Genomic DNA, 17707 nt, shown 5'->3' on the forward strand with positions numbered 1-17707 from the left:
TTCGTCTCCGTGCGGGGGCGAAGGGCTCAGTATCTCAGGGTGCGCTCACGGCGAGCGGCGGTGGGCCAGAGCCCTCCGCCGTTTCCGTGCCGCCACTCTATCGAACGATCGTTCGAACGGCCGTTCGGGAAGCGGGAACGTAAGCGTGGGTGGGGGGGGGTGTCAAGCAGGGGCGTGGAACGGCGCGTTAGAACAGACCGAGTTCTTGCAGAGTCTTCGCGACTGCAATCACACCCGCGAACACCGCGGAGATACTTGCCACCACCCACACTTGCCGCTGAGTGAATGGACCGAACTTTACTACCCGAACAGAATGTTCTACTCGGCCTAAGTCCACCTTGCCTGTCGAGGTGACCTGACGCGCGACAAGAGCAATTTCGTGAGTCCCAGACTTCGGGAAATGACAACTCCATTGAAAATTGATTCGCGTCGCGTCCAGTAGCTGAGACTGCATCAAATTGCCGGCAATCTCACATCCACCTGCAACGAGTTCCAATTCCAGTGCGTCAATAGCGGAAGCTAGAGCCGTTAAAGACACCGCCGCGTTATCGTGGTCAAACGATTCTCTTGCAGTAAAAGCCGGGTGCAACAGTCGAAGTTCACTATTTACAACCCTAAACTCCACTGAGATAATGCGGGAATCTTCGTAGTAAACACGTGAAGGTAGTCGTGCATGGCCTTGCAACTGCACCCACTTAGGACGGTCGGAGCCAAAGGCAAGGTGATGGCAGGCATGCAAGCAGTACAACATCTGATATTGGGAACGGCCGTATAGATAGATGCAAAAGAAAAAGAAAAGGAGCGTTATCCAGGCAAGCAACGGTAAGCTCGCCATGAATGAACTTACAATAACGAAAAACGCGAATATGAAGAGCAGAAGCAGAAAGGGGGCCGCACGGTCAATCGACCACTCCATTTGACGTAGCGCATCTCGAAATTTGGTGCGGAATACATCCAGGGGTTTACGTCGGTGCCAAAAGAGTACCGGTTGGGATGTACTACGGCTGAGGGTAAAATGAGTGTCTTGGGGCTTGGCTAGCCTGTTCAAGGCTATCGCCGTAACGCCTAGGAGAACCGCACCCGTGTAAACCGAGAGAGTGTGCATAATATTTCTAACAGTGGTGAGTCATATTCCTTTCAGGAGTTCGGCCGCAAGTCGCTCCCGCCGCCTCCGCCCGCTCGCGATTAGCAGCCGCGCCTCGTTCGGCCATGCCGGCTAGCACCGCTACCCAGCCCGCGCTCGGCTGTGGCGGCCGGTTTCGGCTCGCCAGCGATGGGCGAGGTTTAGGCTGACGCCGATCCGCCGCGACTTCATCCATTTAGTAGCCACGAAGGGACCGTTGCGCGGGTTAGGCCCCTGACAAGAGATCCTTTTCTGCAACGAACCACTCGACCATCTGGCGCTGAGTGATAGTTGTTTGTTCATTCCCCATGCTTCGCCGTATCTCCAGAAGGAACTTACTCAGCAGTTCGATGGTCATGCGTGCTTCCTCACGCCCAGCAGGTAGGCTACTATCGCGCGAGGAGAAATACGTCACCAATCGAACATAGGCACTTACGACGGGATCGGAGCCGATCAAGGAGAGTCGAAAGGCAAGTTGGCGATATTCGAGTGACAGTAGCATGCGGGCCGCTACCTCGTCTTTGTTCTTGCCCCGATTTTTCGGCTCCGAATCCCAAGCTGCTTTCGTCATCAGCAGGAGTATGAACGGTTCGAGTATCCCGTGATAAACGGCGATCCGATCCTCCCTCATTTGATCCTCTAACGCGAAGCGCCGTTCTATTCTTGTGCGGAGGCGCCATCCAAGCGCCGTTAGCGCGAGGACTAAAATTGGCGTCGTGATCGCACCGATCGCGGTCAGGTAGTCGAGCCACGTTTTTTCCAAGGCAACTTGCATCTTGTGGTATCCAGTCCGTTGTAGAAAGCACTCTACATAGCAGCAGCTATTCGGCGCATCAAACCGTACGCAGTTCCAGCGCAAGCCGCTCGGCTGCCTCAGCGCGCTCTCGATTCGTCGCCGCGCCCTGTGCAGCCATATCCGCCAGCACCACCTCCCAGCCCGCACGTGGCTTGTGGCGGCCGGTTTCAGCGCGCCAGCGATGCGCGAGGTTCAGGCTCACGCCGAACTCCTTTGCGACCTCATCCATCGAGACGCCGGTAGACTCGCGTAAACGATCAACCGCATCTCGGAATCGTGCGCGCTCACTGGCTGCATCCATCATGATTCATGGTTTATGTTACACTTGACCAGCGCCTACTGGTTTAGTATATTTGTGACCAGCAGGGACAAAAGAAAAGGCTGACCGTTACTCCCGCGAAGAAGACTGGCCAGCCTCACCCCGCGAACGGACCCGAAGGCCGCCCGCTACCGCAAGTGTAGCCCTGCCGGGCGGCGAGGGTCAAGAGAGACGGAGACCAGCATGCCTACCAAGCAGAAGCCCGAAGCGCCCGCGCCAGAGCCGCAGACCGGCTACACGATCAAGAAGCGCCACGGATACCGGGACTGGATGGTGATCGACCCCCAAGGCGAGCTGGTGTGCCTGACCGTCTACAAGCGCGGCGCGGCGGAGGTGGTGCGGCGGCTGACGAGTTGAGCTATCGATTGAAAACGGCCGCCGGGGGAGCGGACGCCCGCGGCGGCCGGCTCAGGAAGCGGGGGAGGCACGCTCACTGCGCCCCACGCGTAGTCCGTGCACCTCCCCATTCCAACCTGGATTACTGTGAGAGGGCGTTGAGAAGAGCCCGTGCTACCGGAATTGCGTTTACTACTAGTCCAATGCTGATACGGTCGACGAAGTCTTTTCGCCTGGTCCCGGGAAGATTCTCGTTGACTTGGAATACCAAGCCGACACGCCTGTCCAGGATCGCATCCCCACCGCGTTTGTGTATTCCAATGTCGAAACCGCCACTATTTCGACCCACACTACCTTCCTCACGCCCCGGGAGGAAACGACCGAACCCACGGATCGAGGCGTTGGGAAGCAGCGACATAGTAGCGTCAACATCCACGAAGTTGTGATGCTGCCGACTGTAGGATCCCGTGCGAGCCTCTTCGGTTGTGGCTATCTCGACGGTGCGGCCGTCGGTGGTTTGGGCCGTCGAGACTGTGCGCACCGACACCTTAGTTAGATCAGTATAGTTATCGAGCGTGCGACGACCGCCCGCTACAGCCACTATCATGGATCGCGGCAGGAGTGACTTTGGAATTGCGAGGGACAAGTGCAATGCCAGGTCGGTCGAGAATCGGATCTCCTTATCAATCGGCGATGCGGGCGTCGAGAGATTCGCCAAGGCGATCTCTGACCAGGCTCGCCGCGCACGTATACCCACGGCAGCACTAGGCGTGCGAGCACCAGTTCCACCGAGCTTACCTTTGAGGCCGATCAGTGCTTCAATCGCCACGCCGGATCGGGCGTCCCCGGAACCGAAGATGGGGCTTAGGCCCTCCTTGGTGGCAGCTTGTACCGAGGCACCACCGAAAATCGGACGGTCCGATTTTAGACGGTAGAATCCAAGCTCGGCACTGGAAGCTGCAGTGTTGATTCCGAGTAGCGCACCCGCCCTCGGAACAATGTAGCTCGAGCGACCATTCGCGTCTTCCATCACGGTTTGCCCTGCGGCTACGGATGCAGAGCTAGTAGTCAGAAGCACGGCGGTTACGAGGCCGAATTTCATACGCGGGCTCCCACGTCGAGGGTCTTTGAGATCGCTACATACCCCTTCTTTTCCTTAACAGGCGGAAAATCTGACTTGTACGTTTTCCCGCTCGTCGAATCAACGGCTTCGACCAGTAACGTGAACTCCTGAAAATCCCAAGCCGCGCTTTCGAAGTAGATGTCGAGCTTTCCCTGCACAGTCACTTTGGCAAAGTACCCGACCCAGTTGGAGCCGTCTGCGGTGAGGGCGAGAGACTTCCCCTCTAAGCGGAAGCGGGGGCTCAGGTCCATTGAACTGAGCGTTACCTTGACCGTGATGTCCCGAATCACGGAGTCGGGCAGGGCGTCAGCGCCGCCAGTGTTCGTGCCAATCCAGTGCACCACGAGTGTCGGGCCGCCGCAGAACCCCTGCGCGGAGATCTGCCCAGCGGCCACGACGGTGTCTCCGTCCCGCACCTTCGAAAGATCACCAAGGACAAATAACGTTTCGCCGGAATCGGTTGTCAGTGTCCAGCAGGGCGCGCCTTTGTGTAAGGTGCCGCGCGCGACGGTCAGGTCGGGCATCTGGTATCTTGAGAAGGGAGTATTTGGGCCGGGTGAGGACACAAAATGCAAAATATAGCATAGGGAGTGGACCGCAAGATCGAGTTGTTGTGCACTCGCTGACGGTCTCCGGATGAGCGTGGTTGGAGCCCCTGCTCATCACCATCAGCTTCCTGCGAATCTCAGATCCATCCGTGGTAACGAAGCTCGGATCTAAGTTTGTGCTAGATAGCCGGTTAGGTTGCGGTAGCGAGTAGCACAGCCAACGTGTTGCGGAAGTGGGTTCGCTACGCTGGCGTGATCTCTACGTGGCGACCGAGACTGGATGGTAGTTGGTCCACCGGGAGAAGTTGGCTGGCGTCACGGTGTACAGGCGAGGCGTGGGTGGAGGTGGTACGGCGGCGCGCGTTGCGGAACGGAGAGCGACGAACGGCAGCCGCGGGAGGTGAGCCCGGGGCTGCACCCTTCAGGCCTCAACCAGCGCCCGCGGTACGCCAGCTTGTCCGATGATGAAAAGCAGAGTCCCTGTCCGAAGCTCCTTATGCTGCACGACGGGATCAAAGGTGGCGCGAGATTTCCGAATCATCGGCTACTTCGAAGTGAAGCTCCAGCGCCTCGATCAGGTTCGCCCGGGCTTCCTCAACCGTGTCACCCTGACTGGCAATATCCAGTTCCGGGCACAGGCTCACGAACCCGTCGCCTTCTCGCTCGATCACGGCGGTGAGTTGCAGGTTGTGCTTCATCACAAGCGCCTCGGGTTCAGGATAGCGACCGCCAGGCGCCCGCCCCGCAGCCTCTTCGGACAAGTCCGGCTCCTCCATCAGCTCCCACATCCCCATCTCGTGCAGAAAGGCCGGGTCGGCGTTCCGGCGGATGAACTCCTCCACGTCCATCCCGTCGATCGTGGGAGGGCGACGGACGCGCTTCTGCTTACCGCCGATGAACACGGTCCTGAACTCCGCCTTCCTGCGCTTCTTCTCGGCTTTCTCCGCCGCGGTCAGCCTCCGCTTGCGTTTGCCCATCTTCGCTTGATCCAGTGTAGGTGGAGCACGGCCCGCAGGTAGCGAGTGCGGGAACCTGCTTCATCGTCCGACCATCACCCTGAACAAGAATGCTTCACAGGCTTGCTCCAGGAAGCCGACTGCCTGCTCACGAGTGACCGACGGGAAGTTATTGAGGAGTTCGTCGAGGGTAGCCCCACCCGCGATCCATTCCACGAGGACTTGTCAGGGTGGCCGCGCTCTGCGATGGCCAACGCGCGTCACGGGCGCCAGGTGATGAACACCGTCGCCACCGCCAGCAGCGCGAAGCCGATCCACTGCATCGCAGTCAGCGCCTCGCCCAGCACGAAGTGCGCGACCAGCGCCACGGCCACCACCCCGAAGGCGAGGTGAAACGAGGCCATCTGGGCGCCGGTGTAGGTGCCGTACCCGTACCGGGTAGCGCCCACGTTGAGCACGTACTCGGGCAGCACCAGCAGCCAACTCAGGCCCAGCGCGACCCAGAAGCTGATGCTGTCGCGATAGCGCAGGTGCCCCAGCCAGGCCAGCGCCATCAGGGCGCTCGAGCAGAGCATCAGGAAGGGAATGAACACGAGCTTGATCACGGTTGCTTGGGGGCCGGAGAAGGAAAGAAGTGGAGAAGGCAGTCTGCCGTATTGAAGATCCGTCTACGGCGGTGGAGCGAACATCCATCCGCCAACGGGATTGAGGCTGGCCTGATCGGCGGGATTCTAGCGCCCGACTGGCCAACTTCACCTTCGGCGGCCGGGGGAACAACGTGCTCTACCTCTGCGCCGATACCGTCGAGGCTCGAACAGGGGATTCTCGATTAGAGGATTACTGATACTGCGGACCGACTTGGACCACTTCTGCTTGTGCTAGAAAGCCGACCACCTGTTCACGCGTAACCGACGGGAAATTGTCGAGGAATTCGTCGATCGTGGACCCGCCCTCGATCCACTCGAGCAGATTCCGGGCAGGAACGCGGGTTCCCACGAAGACGGGTTCTCCGCTCACGATTTCGGGATGGCTGTGGACGAACGATCGTTGCTTCATGGCTCCTGCTCCGAGGAGTCAACGGCCAGACGCTCCGATGAATCGAACGTCGTGGTCCACGTCGCACACTCCGTAGCGGCCCGCTACGGACATTGCCGCTTCAGGTCGGCTCCGCATTCGCGCTCGTGCCGCTCTCCCGCATGTACTTGTCCAGGCCCTGCCGCGCCATCGAGCGCACCTTGTTCTGCAGCGGGGGCGTCCAGCCGAGGGCGAATCCCGCGGGGCCGAGCGCCTGGCGCGCCCACTTCCAGAAGGAGAACGTGTCGGTGTGGCGCATGATCAGCCCGTCGCGGAACTCGAACTCCGCGTCGATCTGGTTGAGCACCTTTCGCCCGGTCTGGCCAAAGGTGTAGCGCGCGTCCCAGTGCGCGCTGCCGCGCTCATCGTCGGCCTGCACGTTGGACGCAGTGACCTCCAGGTCGGTGGCGCGGGCGCAGAGCATGGCCCACATGGCGCCCGCCTCCGGCCCGCGCAACTCGCCGAACGCGGGGTCGCTGAAGACGACCTCGGGGTGGTAGCACGCTGCCATCCCCGCGGCGTCCAGCGCCGAGAACGAGTCGTAGAACCGGTGGATGAGCGCTGCGTTGGGATGCATGGCGTTCCTGGGCAGAAGTGGGCCTGCCGTCCGTCAGGATGGTGAGGCGAGCAACGGTCCGCGGAGAGAATTGTGCTTCGGTGGGGAGGGTACTGCAAGGCTCGGGGAGGTGCGCAGGTGAAGCTTTGCGCACGCCCCCGATCCGTCCGTGACTAGGCGCAGTCGAGGCTCGTTTCCTGGCAGCCGGTCGCGCAGTTAGTGTTGATCGAGCAGCCGTACGTACAATCGAAGTACCTGGTGTCGCCACACTCTACGATGTCGTAGGTCTCGATCGTGTGGTGCTGCTGGTGGGCGTACATGGTGCCGCGCTCACCCGCGGCCGGCGCGGTGTCGAACGATTCAACCTGCAGCGATTCCAGCTTCAACTTGCGCATCGGGAGCTCCGTGATGGGGGAGGAGAGAGCCTGCGTGTGCAGGTTCCCCAATCTCACGAAATGTCGGAAATTAATCAAGTCGCCGCGCCGAAGCCCGCGGGGCAGCTCGGGTGCCCCGCGGGATCTTCCGTCAGCGCCCGGTGTGCATGGCGCCGGGGCTCTACTGGCGCGCGGCGACCTCGGCGCGCAGCCGGTCTTCCAGCTCCTGCAGCTCGGGGGTGAACGCCTCGCCGAAGTCCTCGTTCTCGAACACCGGGCGGATCTCCAGCTCGGCCTCGGTGCCGGGCATGGGGTTGGGGCAGCGCCGTGCCCACTCCACCGCCTCCTCCATCGAGCTCACCTGCCAGAGCCAGAAGCCGGCGACCAGCTCCTTGGTTTCCGAGAACGGGCCGTCGACCACCGTGTGGCCGCCGCTGGTAAAGCGCACGCGCTTGCCGCGGCTGCTGGGGTGCAGCCCCTCGCCGGCCAGCATGATCCCCGCCTTCACCAGCTCCTCGTTGTAGGCGCCCATCGCCACGAGCAGATCCTGGTGCGGCATCACACCGGCTTCCGAGTCCGCGCTGGCCTTTACGATCACCATGACTCGCATTGCTTCCGCTCCTGATTGGTAGGTTGGTGGCCGGGGTTCATCCCCGTTCTATCCATGCGACGAACGAGCATCGGCGAAATCGACAACTCGTTCGTCCGGATCATCGACAGGCCTGAACGGTAGCCACTCGCCGGGCGCCGGGCCAGACGTGCAGCGCTCGGGATTGTGTCGCGGCCACGCCGCGGACACTATGTTTCCCACTCCGCCCCGCGTGCCTCCTCACCCGCCCGCCATGCCGCCGCACTCTCGCCTCTACCACATCCTGAAGCTCGTCGCCACCCGCCCCTGGACGACGCTCCTGGCGTTGCTCGTAGCCGTGGCGCCGCTGGCGATGGCCGGGGCGGCGCTCAAGCCCGACAACTCGCTGTCGGTGTGGTTCGTGGACGACGATCCGGCGCTCGTGCGCTACCGCCAGTTCGTGCGCGAGTTCGCGAACGACGAGGTGGTCGCCATCGCCTATCGCGCGCCCGGCGACGCGCTGGCGGCGGACGAGGCGCAGCTTCAGCGGCGGACGGTGGACCGGCTGCGGCGCATAGACGGCGTGCAGCTGGTGACGGCGCCCGCCATCCTGGCCGACAGCCTGGGCACGGGGGCGCAGGCGCGCGCGTACCTGCAGAAGGCCGGGCTCGTCTCGGAGGATGGACGTACGGCGACGCTGCTGGTGCAGATGGCCGCGCGCGACGACATCGACGCGGTGCGCGGCGACATCCTGGACCGCATCCGCGCGGAGGTGGCGGCCACGCTGGGGGTCGCGGGGCGGCCGGCGCACTTCGCCGGCATCGGCGTGCTGTACGATGCGCTGAACCGGCAGACCATCAAGGACAGCGGGTTCTTCCTGGGCATCGCCTTCCTGGTGATGGGCGCGCTGCTGTGGGTGGCCCTGCGCCGCTGGCGGGCGGTCGCCATCGCGCTCATCCCGCCAGTCGTGGTCTCGTCCGTGACCACGGGGCTGTTCGTGCTCACCGGGCGCCCGTTCACGCAGGTGACCAGCATCCTTCCCATGCTGGTGCTGGTGATCGGCCTTTCGGACGCCATCCACCTGGTCGCCCACTACTACGCGGAGCGGCGGGCGGCGGGAGCGCTGGACCGGGATGCGCGGCGCGAGCTGGTGGCGCGCAGCGCGGCGTGGGTGGCGCGCCCCAACCTGTTCACGGCGCTCACCACCGCGGCGGGGTTCCTGGCGCTGGCCAGCTCGCGCATGCCGGCCATCCGCGACTTGGGGATGTTCGCGGCCGTCGGCATGCTCATCCTCTGGGTGATGACGCTACTCGTCGGCACGGCGGCGCTGGCCATCTGGGACGTGCCGCCCCCACCCGAGCGGCCACAGGGCGACCGCCTCGATCGCGTGCTCGCCGCGCTTTCCACCCACGTTACCCGCCGCCGCTGGGCAGTGCTGGGGTCGATGGCGATCATCACCGCCATCCTGCTCGCGGGCGCCGCGCGGGTGAGGGCGGATACGTACACGATCGAGCTGCTGCCGCCGGACCACGTGGCGCGCACCGACAGCCGATGGATCGAGCAGAACGCCGGCAACTACACGCCGCTGGAGTTCGTGGTGCGCGCGCCGGGCGGCGTACTGAACGCGCAGGTGATCCAGGGCATCGCTCAGTGGCAGCGCCGGGCCGACGCGCGCCCCGACGTAGGCCGGACCTTCGGGGTGGCGGATTTTCGCGCGATGCCCGGCGGTCCGTACCTGTCGGCCGATGGACGCGAGGCGCGCGTGACGGCCTTCGTGCCGATGACCAGCACGCGCGGGTTCGCCGGGACGGTGCGCGCGCTGGAGAAGGAGGGCGACCGGGTGCTCCCCGACGGAGTCATCCTTCGCGCATCAGGCTATCTGCCGCTGTACCTGCGCATTGTGGACTACGTCGTCAGCGGCACCATCTGGGGGCTGGCGATCTCCACCGTAATCGTCTTCGCCATGGTCGGCCTCCTCCTCCGCTCGCTTCCGCTGACCCTCGCGGCGGTGCCGACCAACCTGTTTCCCGTGGCGCTCGTCTTTGGCATCATGGGATGGACGGGCATTCCGCTGGACATCGCCACGGCCACCATCGGAGCCATCGTGCTGGGGATCGCCGTGGACGATACCATCCACTTCCTCTTTCGCTACCGGTCCGAGCGGCAGGCCGGGCTTTCGCGCGAGGAGGCGGTCGGGCGCACGTACCGCGAGACGGGGCGCGCCGTCGTGTTCGCGTCGATGGTTCTGGCCATCGGATTCGCGGTGCTGGCGACGAGCAGCTCGCAATCGATCGCCTACTTCGGCATCGTAGCGTCACTCTCCATCGTCGGAGCGATGCTCGCGGACCTCTTCCTTCTTCCCGTGCTCCTGCTCTTCGGCCGCAAGGAGGCAGTCTCGTGACGCGCAAACGTGAGCCTGTGAAGCGTTCGCGCGGCCCGGTGCAGGAGTTTGAAAGGGACGACGTCGAGATCGCGAAATTCAATGCTCTTCGCGACCGCGTGGGATACGCGACGCCCGACGAGCCCGTTCCACCCGGCTCGCGCTGCATGCTGGTGAAGGAACGGGGGATTCCGATCGCAAGGCTCTCGTGCACGATCGCGGTCGAAGTGCAGGGGGCGCCGGGCTACACGGGGCTCATCGGCCACTACGAGAGCACCGATCCAAAATCCGGCACGTACCTGCTGAAGCACGCGGTCCAGCGACTGCGCGAGCAGGGTGCCGACCGCATTCTCGGCCCGATGAACGGCAGCACGTGGGGCCGCTACCGCCTGGCGCTGCCGCCGGAGCCACGAGACGGCGACCCCGAGCCCCCATTCCTTTCCGAACCCTCGAATCCCGCGGACTACCCGCTCGACTTTCAGGCGGCCGGCTTCCGCGTGGGCGCCACGTACGAGAGCGCCATCGTGGAGGACCTTGGCACGGCCGACCCGCGCCGCGACGAGCTTGCCGAGCGGGTGAGAGCGCGCGGCGCGACCATCCGCCCGCTGGACCCGGGCCGGTTCGACGACGAACTGCGCGCGATCTTCGAGCTGAGCCGCACCGCGTTCGCCGAGAACCTGTATTACTCGCCCATCGAGTTCGACGAGTTCCGCGCGCGCTACCTGCCGCTGCGCCCGCTGCTGGATCCGGAGATGGTGCGCCTGGCGGAGGATGCGGACGGGCGGCTGCTCGGGTTCGTGTTCGCGTTCCCGGACCTGCTCTCGGCGTCGAATGGCCGCCCGACGCGCGTCGTTCTCAAGACGCTCGCGTCGGCTCCGGAAGCGCGTGGGATGGGATTAGGGACGTTTCTTACGGACGAGGTGCGGCGCGTGGCGGACGAGAACGGGTATCGGTCGGTGATCCACGCGCTGATGCAGGCCGACAACGAGTCGGTCCGCATCAGCCGCCACAGCGCGCGCGTGTTCCGGCGGTACGCGCTGTACGAGCTGGTGGATTAGTCGTGGATCTGCATCGGCCCCTTCCCCTGGCCCTCTCCCCGCGGCGGCCCCTCCCCCCGACCCCCTCCCCCAGCAAACTGCGCCGGGAGAGGGGGAGAGTTTGTGAGGATGTCAGGTGGGGGTTCGATGGGGTGCCTTGCATGCTGCGGGTGGCCCCTCCCCCCGGCCCCCTCCCCCGGCAAACTGCGCCGGGAGAGGGGGAGAACGGCAGGTGGCGGTTCGATGGGGTTCGTCGCATGCTACGGCAGCCCCCTCCCCCCGGCCCCCTCCCCCGCTTCGCAGGGGAGGGGGAGACCTTAACGCCGGATGCCACCGGGTGCTGCTCGCACCTCAAAGAAGGATGGGCGCGCACCAGTTGTCATCCTGAGGCGCAGGCGCGCCTTACTCGCCCGTGGCACACCCCACGCGCGCCGAAGGATCTAGCCTGCGTCACTTCTCAGCCCGGGCGCGGTAGCGTCACGAAAGCCCGCGCTACGCCGCCCTTCTCCCCCTCTCCGCACGTAGTTTGTGCGGGGAGGGGGCGGGGGGGTGGGGCGCCGTGAACATCGCCGCGCGCCTCAGCGAGCGCGCCGCCCAGCACCCAAGTCACCTTGCCATCGTGGAAGGCGCCGGGCGCCGTGCCCGTCGCACAACGTTTGGCGAGCTGGACAGGCGGGTGCACGCGCTGGCGGGCGGACTGGCCCACCGCGGGATCGGCCCGGGGGACTCGGTGCTGCTGTTCGTGCCCATGTCGGCGGACCTGTACGTGGCGCTGCTCGCCTGCCTGCATCGCGGCGCCACGGCGGTGTTCGTCGATGCGTGGGCAGACCGGCGGCGGTTGGATGCCGCGGTGCGCATCGCGAATCCAAAGGCATTCATCGGTACCCCCAAGGCGCACCTGCTGCGGCTGGTGAGTCCCGCCGTGCGTCGCATTCCCATCCACCTCGTCGCGGGCGGGCGGCTCCTTTCGCTTGAGCGATACGAGGCGGGCGGGGCGGGGGATGCAATCGCAGTCGAGGGCTCCGCGCCTGCGCTCGTCACCTTCACCACGGGCAGCACGGGCGCACCCAAGGCGGCGGCGCGCTCGCACGAGTTCCTGTGGGCGCAGCACCTGGCGCTCGCGGCGCACCTGCGCCCGCGCGAGGGTGACATCGACATGCCCACGCTGCCCGTCTTCGTCCTCAACAACCTGGCGAGTGGCACCCCCAGCGTTATCCCCGACTTCAATCCGCGCCGCCCGGCCGAGATCGACCCCGCGCGAATCCATCGCCAGATGCGCGACGAGGGCGTCACCACCAGCAGCGGCTCGCCCGCGTTCTACGACCGGCTCGGCCGCTGGTGCGCCGAGACGAGCAATCGCATTCCGCTCCGGGCGATGTTCACCGGCGGCGCGCCCGTCCTCCCGCCGCTCGCCCGACTCCTGGCGGCGGTGGCGGATGGCGACGTCGGCGTGGTCTACGGCAGCAGCGAGGCCGAGCCGATCGCCGGCATCGATGCGCGCGAGATGCTCGCCGCGATGGAGCGGGGAATCGAGGCCGAGCGGCCAGAGGGCATCTGCGTCGGCGCTCCCGTGCCCGAGGTCGAGGTGAAGCTGCTCCGCCCGCACGATGGGCCGATCACCTTCGGCGCTGATGGGCTCGGTGGATGGGAAGTCGGGCCCGGCGAGGTGGGTGAGGTAGTCGTGGCGGGATCGCACGTGCTGGCCGGCTACCTGAACGATCCGGGTGCCGAGCGCCTGAACAAGATCCGCGACGGCGCCCGCGTGTGGCACCGCACCGGAGACGCGGCGTGGATGGACGAGCAGGGCAGGCTCTGGCTGATGGGCCGCGTCGGCGAGCGGGTTCTGCGGAACGGGCAGACGTGGTGGGGTGGGGCGGCGGAAGCGCGTGCGCTGGACGTGCCCGGCGTGCACCACGCCGCCTATCTCGGCATCGTCGATTCGACGCTGGGGCAGCGCGCGGTGCTTTGCATCGAGACGGCGTCCGGCTCACTCACCCCGGCCGAGCACGACGCGATCCGCGCAGCCCTCGGCCCCATGCCGCTGGACGAGGTGCGCGCGTTGCGCCGCATCCCCCGCGATCCCCGCCATGCGTCGAAGACGGACATCGCGGCGCTCCGTCAGGCTCTGCGGTGACGTTCAGGTTGAAGGCGGGTTCGTCTGGTTCGCCATCGCGCGCGTCCATGACGAGATGATCGCGACGGCACCGCCGCATATCAGCCCCCAGTTGAGTGGGATTCCCCCTATCATCAGCATGATCATCAGCACCGTCCCGAATCTGTCCTCGGGCACGAACTCGCTGACGAAACCCGTGACGAGGGACGTTGGGAATGCAAGCAGCATGGCGAGGATGCCGAATGCCTCGCCACGATCCGTGCTGTGCGCAACCGGGCCGGTGTCACCGAAGTACCACCACAGATATCCCGCGGCCACGCTGCCCGCGATCGCCCCGATCATGAACGCCACCCGGACGCGTCGCCGTGGAGTTGGCATCTGCTCGAACATCCGTGCTCCCCAGGATGGGCTTCCCTGCATCGAAGGTTCTCGATCTTACCGGTGCGATCGCGGATTCGCCATCACGGACGTGATCGCCGCCCTAGCCCGCATCTTGCCGCTGCCCCGCGGCGCGCGCACATTAGCGCCGCCGCGGCCTGGGCCCGGCTGAAGACCGAAATGCGATCCATCCAGAGGAGATCATGGTGAACACCGCCGCGACCACCGCGGACGGGCTGGAGCTGTTCTCCCGCCCGGCCGTTCGCTCGTTACTGGAAGAAGTCCGCGAGTCCGTCCGCGTGAGCGACGCAGGCGCGTTCGAGCTGGTGAGCGCCGACGCGCTGCGCGCAGACGGCATCGAACGCCTGGCCCACGACGCCGCGCTCTCCGACAACGAGGACCGGCGCGACACCGCCCGGTGGCTGATTCTGCAGGCCGGCCGCGCGGTGGGCATCGCCCCGGCGTCCATCCACGAGCTGTACATGGCCCGCGGCCGCGGCGAAATCACCGGCTTCACGGTGCCCGCCATCAACGTGCGCGCGGCCTCGTTCGACACGGGCCGCTCGCTGTTCCGCGCGGCCAACGAGCTGAAGGTGGGCGCGCTGATCTGCGAGATCGCCCGGTCGGAGATCGGCTACACCGACCAGCGGCCGATGGAGTACGTGGCGGTGCTGATGGCGGCGGCCATCAAGGAAGGCTGGACGGGGCCGCTGTTCGTGCAGGGCGACCACTTCCAGGTGAACGCCAAGAAGTACAAGGCAGATCCTGACGCCGAGCTGCGCGCGGTGAAGGACATCATCCGCGAGGGGCTGCACGCCGGGTTCTACAACATCGACATCGACACCAGCACGCTCGTCGACCTGGACAAGGGCTCGCTCGACGAGCAGCAGCACCTGAACTACACCCTCTCGGCCGAGCTGACGGCGTACGTGCGCAAGTACGAGCCGGCGGGGGTAACGGTGAGCATCGGCGGCGAGATCGGCGAGGTGGGCACGGAGAACAGCACGCCCGAAGAGCTGCGCGCCTACATGGACGGCTACGTCCGCGCGCTGGCCGAGGTGTCGGCAAAGGTCGGCAAGCCGGTGGCCGGGCAGAGCAAGATCAGCGTGCAGTCGGGCACCACGCACGGCGGCACCGTGCTCCCCGACGGCTCCATCGCGGACGTGGCGATCGACTTCGAGACGCTGCGCACGCTGTCGGACATCTCCCGCCGCGAATACGGCCTGGCCGGCGCGGTTCAGCACGGCGCGTCGACGCTGCCGCAGAGCGCCTTCGGCAATTTCCCGGCGGTGGAGACGGCCGAGATTCACCTGGCCACCAACTTCCAGAACATCCTGTACGACCACCTGCCGGCCGAGCTGCGCGAGTTGATGTACGAGCACTGCCGGCAGAACTTCCAGGACGAGCGCAAGCCCAGCGATACGGAAGAGCAGTTCATCTACAAGGCCCGCAAGAAGGCGCTGGGGCACTTCAAGCGCGACCTGTGGCACCTGCCGGAAGAGGACCGCGAGCGGATTCGCGCGGCGCTGTACGACCAGTTCATCTTCCTCTTCCGCCAGCTTGCGGTAGAGAATACGATGGACATCGCGCAGAAGTACGTGCCGCTTCCCGACGTGCCGCGCGCCACCCCCGCCGACCTGCGGATGAAGGCCGCCGCGGACGACTGGGACCTGTCGGACTGAGGGTAACGACCGTCACTACGGTAACGACGGTAACAACGGTAACAACGGTAACGACGGGGAGCCGGGGTCGCGAAAGCGGCGCCGGCTCTTGTCTTTGGGTGTACGCAGGCTGTCGCTGATCCGTTCTGGCCCGCTATTCTCGTGCGGCGCTCCCATCGTTCCCTTTGCGACGGGTACCGTAGTGACCGTAGTGACCGTTCTTACCGCAGTTACTTTCCGATGACCTCCGGCCGCCTGCCCCAGCCGCGGCGCGTGCTGACGTGGGTGTACCTGGGGCGCACCTGCCTGGCCACGGGCATTTTCCTCGCGGCGGCGCTGGCGTGGGACCAGGCGCCATCCAGCACCACGCTGGCCGCCACGCTTCTGCTGATTTTCTCGGCCACGTTCGCCGCCGGCTCGTTCTGGTGGACGCACGTCCATCGGCACGATCCAGGGCCCAATTACCTGTACTGCCAGGTGCTGTACGACGTGCTCCTGGTGACCGCCGTCGTGCACCTGACCGGTGGCAAGGACAGCGACTTCGCCCCGCTGTTCGTGCTGGTGATCGTGGCCGGCGCCATCCTGCTGCCCTTCGTCGGCGGCATTCTCATCGGCATCCTGGCCAGCCTGCTCTACTTTGCCGACGTCGTGTGGAGCGCGCACACGGTCGACGTCGCCGTGGTCCTGCAGGGGGTGCTGTTCAGCGTGGTAGCGCTCGCCACCGGGTACCTGGGTGGCCGGCTGCGGCAGACCGGCGCCACGCTGGGCGAGGTAGAGGCCGAGCTGCGGCTGCTGCGGCTGGATACCGACGACGTGCTGGCCAGCATCGCCACCGGGCTGATCACTGTAGATGGGCGCGGCCGGCTGGGATTCATCAACCCCGCCGCCGCCGACCTGCTGAAGGTGCGCGCCTCGGACTGGCTGGGGCGGCCATTCCTGGACAAGCTCGAGGCCACCGCGCCGGGGCTGGGCAGCGTCATTCGCCGGTCGATGGAAACGCGAGCCGCCATCCGCCGCTTCGAGACGGAGGAGACGGAGGCGGGGATGGTCTTCGGCGTCAGCACCACGCTCATCCAGCGCGGCGAGCGCGAGCTGCCGTCGGTGACCGCCATCTTCCAGGACATCACCGAGCGCAAGCGCATCGACCAGCTCAACCGCCGGGCGGAGCGGCTGGAGGCCGTCGCCGAGCTGTCGGCGTCGCTGGCGCACGAGATCAAGAACCCGCTGGCCTCCATCCGCAGCGCCACCGAGCAGCTGGCCGGGGATCGCATCGACAACGACGACCGCGTGGTCCTGGGCGGCCTCGTCGTGCGCGAGTCGGACCGCTTGAGCCGCCTGCTGACGGAGTTCATCGACTTCGCCCGGGTGCGGATGCGCGCCACCGAGCGGGTGGAGGTGGCGCCGCTGGTGCGGCAGGCGCTGGACGTGGTGCGCGCGCATCCGCAGGCGGCGGCGGTGACCGTCCACCTCGCGGTTTCGCCCGAAGCCGACACCGCCGCGACGGCTGGCGACGGCGACCTGCTGCACCGCGCCGTGTTGAACCTGGCGCTGAACGCGGTGCAGTGGGCGGGGCAGGGGGGGCGGGTGGAGGTGGAGGTGGATCAGCTGGAGACGGACCTGCTGACGCCCAGCAGCGGACACGCCCGCGCCCTCCGCATCCGTGTGTCCGACACCGGCCCGGGCGTTCCCGAGGGCGAGGCCGACCACGTGTTCGACCCCTTCTTCACCCTGCGGCCGGGCGGCACGGGGCTGGGGCTGGCCCTGGTGCAGCGCGCCGCCGAGGCGCACGGAGGCGCCGTGTTCGTCGACCAGCCGCGCGGCGACGGCTGGGGCGCCACCTTCGCCCTGTACCTCCCCGTCGTCGGCACCGGGACGGACGCGGCGTCGCGAGCGGATGCGGACGCCGAACCAGAAGCGCTGTCATCCTGAGGCCCAAGCGCACCGGACTAGCCCGTTCGCAGAACTTTGCGGGCCGAAGGATCTAGCCGCGGACACGTACCAGCTTGGGCGCGGCAGCGGTCACGGCAGCCGAGGCCTCGGCTGCCGTGGGGCCCTCACCCCGCCGCGCTGACACGCGTGCGACCCTCTCCCACAAACAGCGTGGGAGAGGAGGTACACTTCAGGGTTGGTCGCGTCACGTTGGGTGCGGCGCTCGGGCCGGGGCCCCCCATCCCCAACCCTTCCCCCGCAACCCGCCGCGGGGGAAGGGAGCCAGTCGTGTGCGCGAGGCTAGCCGGAGTGCTGTCGAATTCTCCTCTCCCCCATGGGGTTTATGGGGGAGAGGCCCGGAGAGGGGGGGCGCCAAGGCATGCGCCGAGTCACGTCGGAGCGCCTCAAAACCCGCGTCGCCCACGTCTTCCTAACC

19 protein-coding genes are annotated in these 17707 nt (G+C 65.9%); 6 read left to right on the forward strand and 13 right to left on the reverse strand.

Going from position 1 to position 17707, the window contains the following annotated elements; all coding sequences use genetic code 11:
- Positions 1-187: 187 nt before the first annotated feature.
- The 3 genes from VF632_RS14115 to VF632_RS14125 form a co-directional block, all read right to left on the reverse strand.
- The gene (locus tag VF632_RS14115) at positions 188-916 is read right to left on the reverse strand and encodes a hypothetical protein (RefSeq protein WP_331023552.1); all 729 of its coding nucleotides are present in this window, start codon (positions 914-916) and stop codon (positions 188-190) included.
- A gap of 433 nt (positions 917-1349) precedes the next feature.
- Positions 1350-1898: a hypothetical protein gene (locus VF632_RS14120; protein ID WP_331023553.1), complete on the reverse strand. Its 549-nt coding sequence runs from the start codon at positions 1896-1898 to the stop codon at positions 1350-1352.
- Between the two features lie 58 nt (positions 1899-1956).
- Positions 1957-2223 (reverse strand): hypothetical protein, encoded by a 267-nt coding sequence (locus VF632_RS14125; RefSeq protein WP_331023554.1) that lies wholly within the window; start codon positions 2221-2223, stop codon positions 1957-1959.
- 198 nt (positions 2224-2421) lie between these two features.
- On the opposite strand from VF632_RS14125, the gene VF632_RS14130 reads away from it, so the two are divergent.
- A complete protein-coding gene (locus VF632_RS14130) occupies positions 2422-2595 on the forward strand; it encodes a hypothetical protein (protein ID WP_331023555.1) in 174 nt (57 codons plus the stop codon).
- 121 nt (positions 2596-2716) lie between these two features.
- Here VF632_RS14130 and VF632_RS14135 read toward each other — a convergent pair whose 3' ends face one another.
- The 9 genes from VF632_RS14135 to VF632_RS14170 form a co-directional block, all read right to left on the reverse strand.
- Positions 2717-3607: a hypothetical protein gene (locus VF632_RS14135; RefSeq protein ID WP_331023556.1), complete on the reverse strand. Its 891-nt coding sequence runs from the start codon at positions 3605-3607 to the stop codon at positions 2717-2719.
- A 65-nt stretch (positions 3608-3672) separates the two neighbouring features.
- Positions 3673-4221, reverse strand: a complete 549-nt coding sequence (locus VF632_RS14140; RefSeq protein ID WP_331023557.1) for a hypothetical protein — start codon at positions 4219-4221, stop codon at positions 3673-3675.
- A gap of 536 nt (positions 4222-4757) precedes the next feature.
- Positions 4758-4943: a type II toxin-antitoxin system HicB family antitoxin gene (locus tag VF632_RS28070; protein WP_349264000.1), complete on the reverse strand. Its 186-nt coding sequence runs from the start codon at positions 4941-4943 to the stop codon at positions 4758-4760.
- 339 nt (positions 4944-5282) lie between these two features.
- Entirely contained in the window at positions 5283-5417 is a 135-nt protein-coding gene (locus tag VF632_RS28250) for a hypothetical protein (RefSeq protein WP_414682894.1), read from the reverse strand.
- A 44-nt stretch (positions 5418-5461) separates the two neighbouring features.
- Positions 5462-5806, reverse strand: coding sequence for a DMT family protein (locus VF632_RS14150; protein ID WP_331023559.1), 345 nt, complete (start codon positions 5804-5806; stop codon positions 5462-5464).
- 232 nt (positions 5807-6038) lie between these two features.
- Complete coding sequence (locus tag VF632_RS14155; protein WP_331023560.1) at positions 6039-6257, reverse strand: DUF433 domain-containing protein; 219 nt, start codon at positions 6255-6257, stop codon at positions 6039-6041.
- 100 nt (positions 6258-6357) lie between these two features.
- Positions 6358-6852, reverse strand: a complete 495-nt coding sequence (locus VF632_RS14160) for a nuclear transport factor 2 family protein (RefSeq protein WP_331023561.1) — start codon at positions 6850-6852, stop codon at positions 6358-6360.
- Positions 6853-7004: 152 nt separating this feature from the next.
- A complete protein-coding gene (locus tag VF632_RS14165) occupies positions 7005-7226 on the reverse strand; it encodes a hypothetical protein (protein WP_331023562.1) in 222 nt (73 codons plus the stop codon).
- A 160-nt stretch (positions 7227-7386) separates the two neighbouring features.
- Complete coding sequence (locus VF632_RS14170; protein WP_331023563.1) at positions 7387-7815, reverse strand: YciI family protein; 429 nt, start codon at positions 7813-7815, stop codon at positions 7387-7389.
- A 232-nt stretch (positions 7816-8047) separates the two neighbouring features.
- Between VF632_RS14170 and VF632_RS14175 the strand changes: the two genes are divergently transcribed.
- The 3 genes from VF632_RS14175 to VF632_RS14185 all read left to right on the forward strand — a co-directional run bounded on the left by VF632_RS14175 (position 8048) and on the right by VF632_RS14185 (position 13324).
- Positions 8048-10174 carry an efflux RND transporter permease subunit gene (locus tag VF632_RS14175; protein WP_331023564.1) on the forward strand — a complete coding sequence of 709 codons (2127 nt, stop codon included), beginning with the start codon at positions 8048-8050 and terminating at the stop codon, positions 10172-10174.
- The gene (locus VF632_RS14180) at positions 10171-11211 is read left to right on the forward strand and encodes a GNAT family N-acetyltransferase (RefSeq protein WP_331023565.1); all 1041 of its coding nucleotides are present in this window, start codon (positions 10171-10173) and stop codon (positions 11209-11211) included. The genes VF632_RS14175 and VF632_RS14180 overlap by 4 nt, the downstream gene beginning before the upstream one ends.
- Before the next feature lie 538 nt (positions 11212-11749).
- The gene (locus VF632_RS14185) at positions 11750-13324 is read left to right on the forward strand and encodes an AMP-binding protein (RefSeq protein WP_331023566.1); all 1575 of its coding nucleotides are present in this window, start codon (positions 11750-11752) and stop codon (positions 13322-13324) included.
- Between the two features lie 3 nt (positions 13325-13327).
- Here the strand turns inward: VF632_RS14185 and VF632_RS14190 are convergent, their stop codons facing one another.
- Positions 13328-13693 carry a hypothetical protein gene (locus tag VF632_RS14190; RefSeq protein WP_331023567.1) on the reverse strand — a complete coding sequence of 122 codons (366 nt, stop codon included), beginning with the start codon at positions 13691-13693 and terminating at the stop codon, positions 13328-13330.
- 191 nt (positions 13694-13884) lie between these two features.
- On the opposite strand from VF632_RS14190, the gene VF632_RS14195 reads away from it, so the two are divergent.
- The gene (locus VF632_RS14195; protein ID WP_331023568.1) at positions 13885-15363 is read left to right on the forward strand and encodes a class II fructose-bisphosphate aldolase; all 1479 of its coding nucleotides are present in this window, start codon (positions 13885-13887) and stop codon (positions 15361-15363) included.
- Between the two features lie 219 nt (positions 15364-15582).
- Positions 15583-17271, forward strand: a complete 1689-nt coding sequence (locus tag VF632_RS14200; protein WP_331023569.1) for a two-component system sensor histidine kinase NtrB — start codon at positions 15583-15585, stop codon at positions 17269-17271.
- Positions 17272-17707 lie beyond the last annotated feature (436 nt).

Origin of the sequence: Longimicrobium sp. (genome assembly GCF_036388275.1) — a bacterium.
In the GTDB taxonomy this organism is placed as follows: domain Bacteria; phylum Gemmatimonadota; class Gemmatimonadetes; order Longimicrobiales; family Longimicrobiaceae; genus Longimicrobium.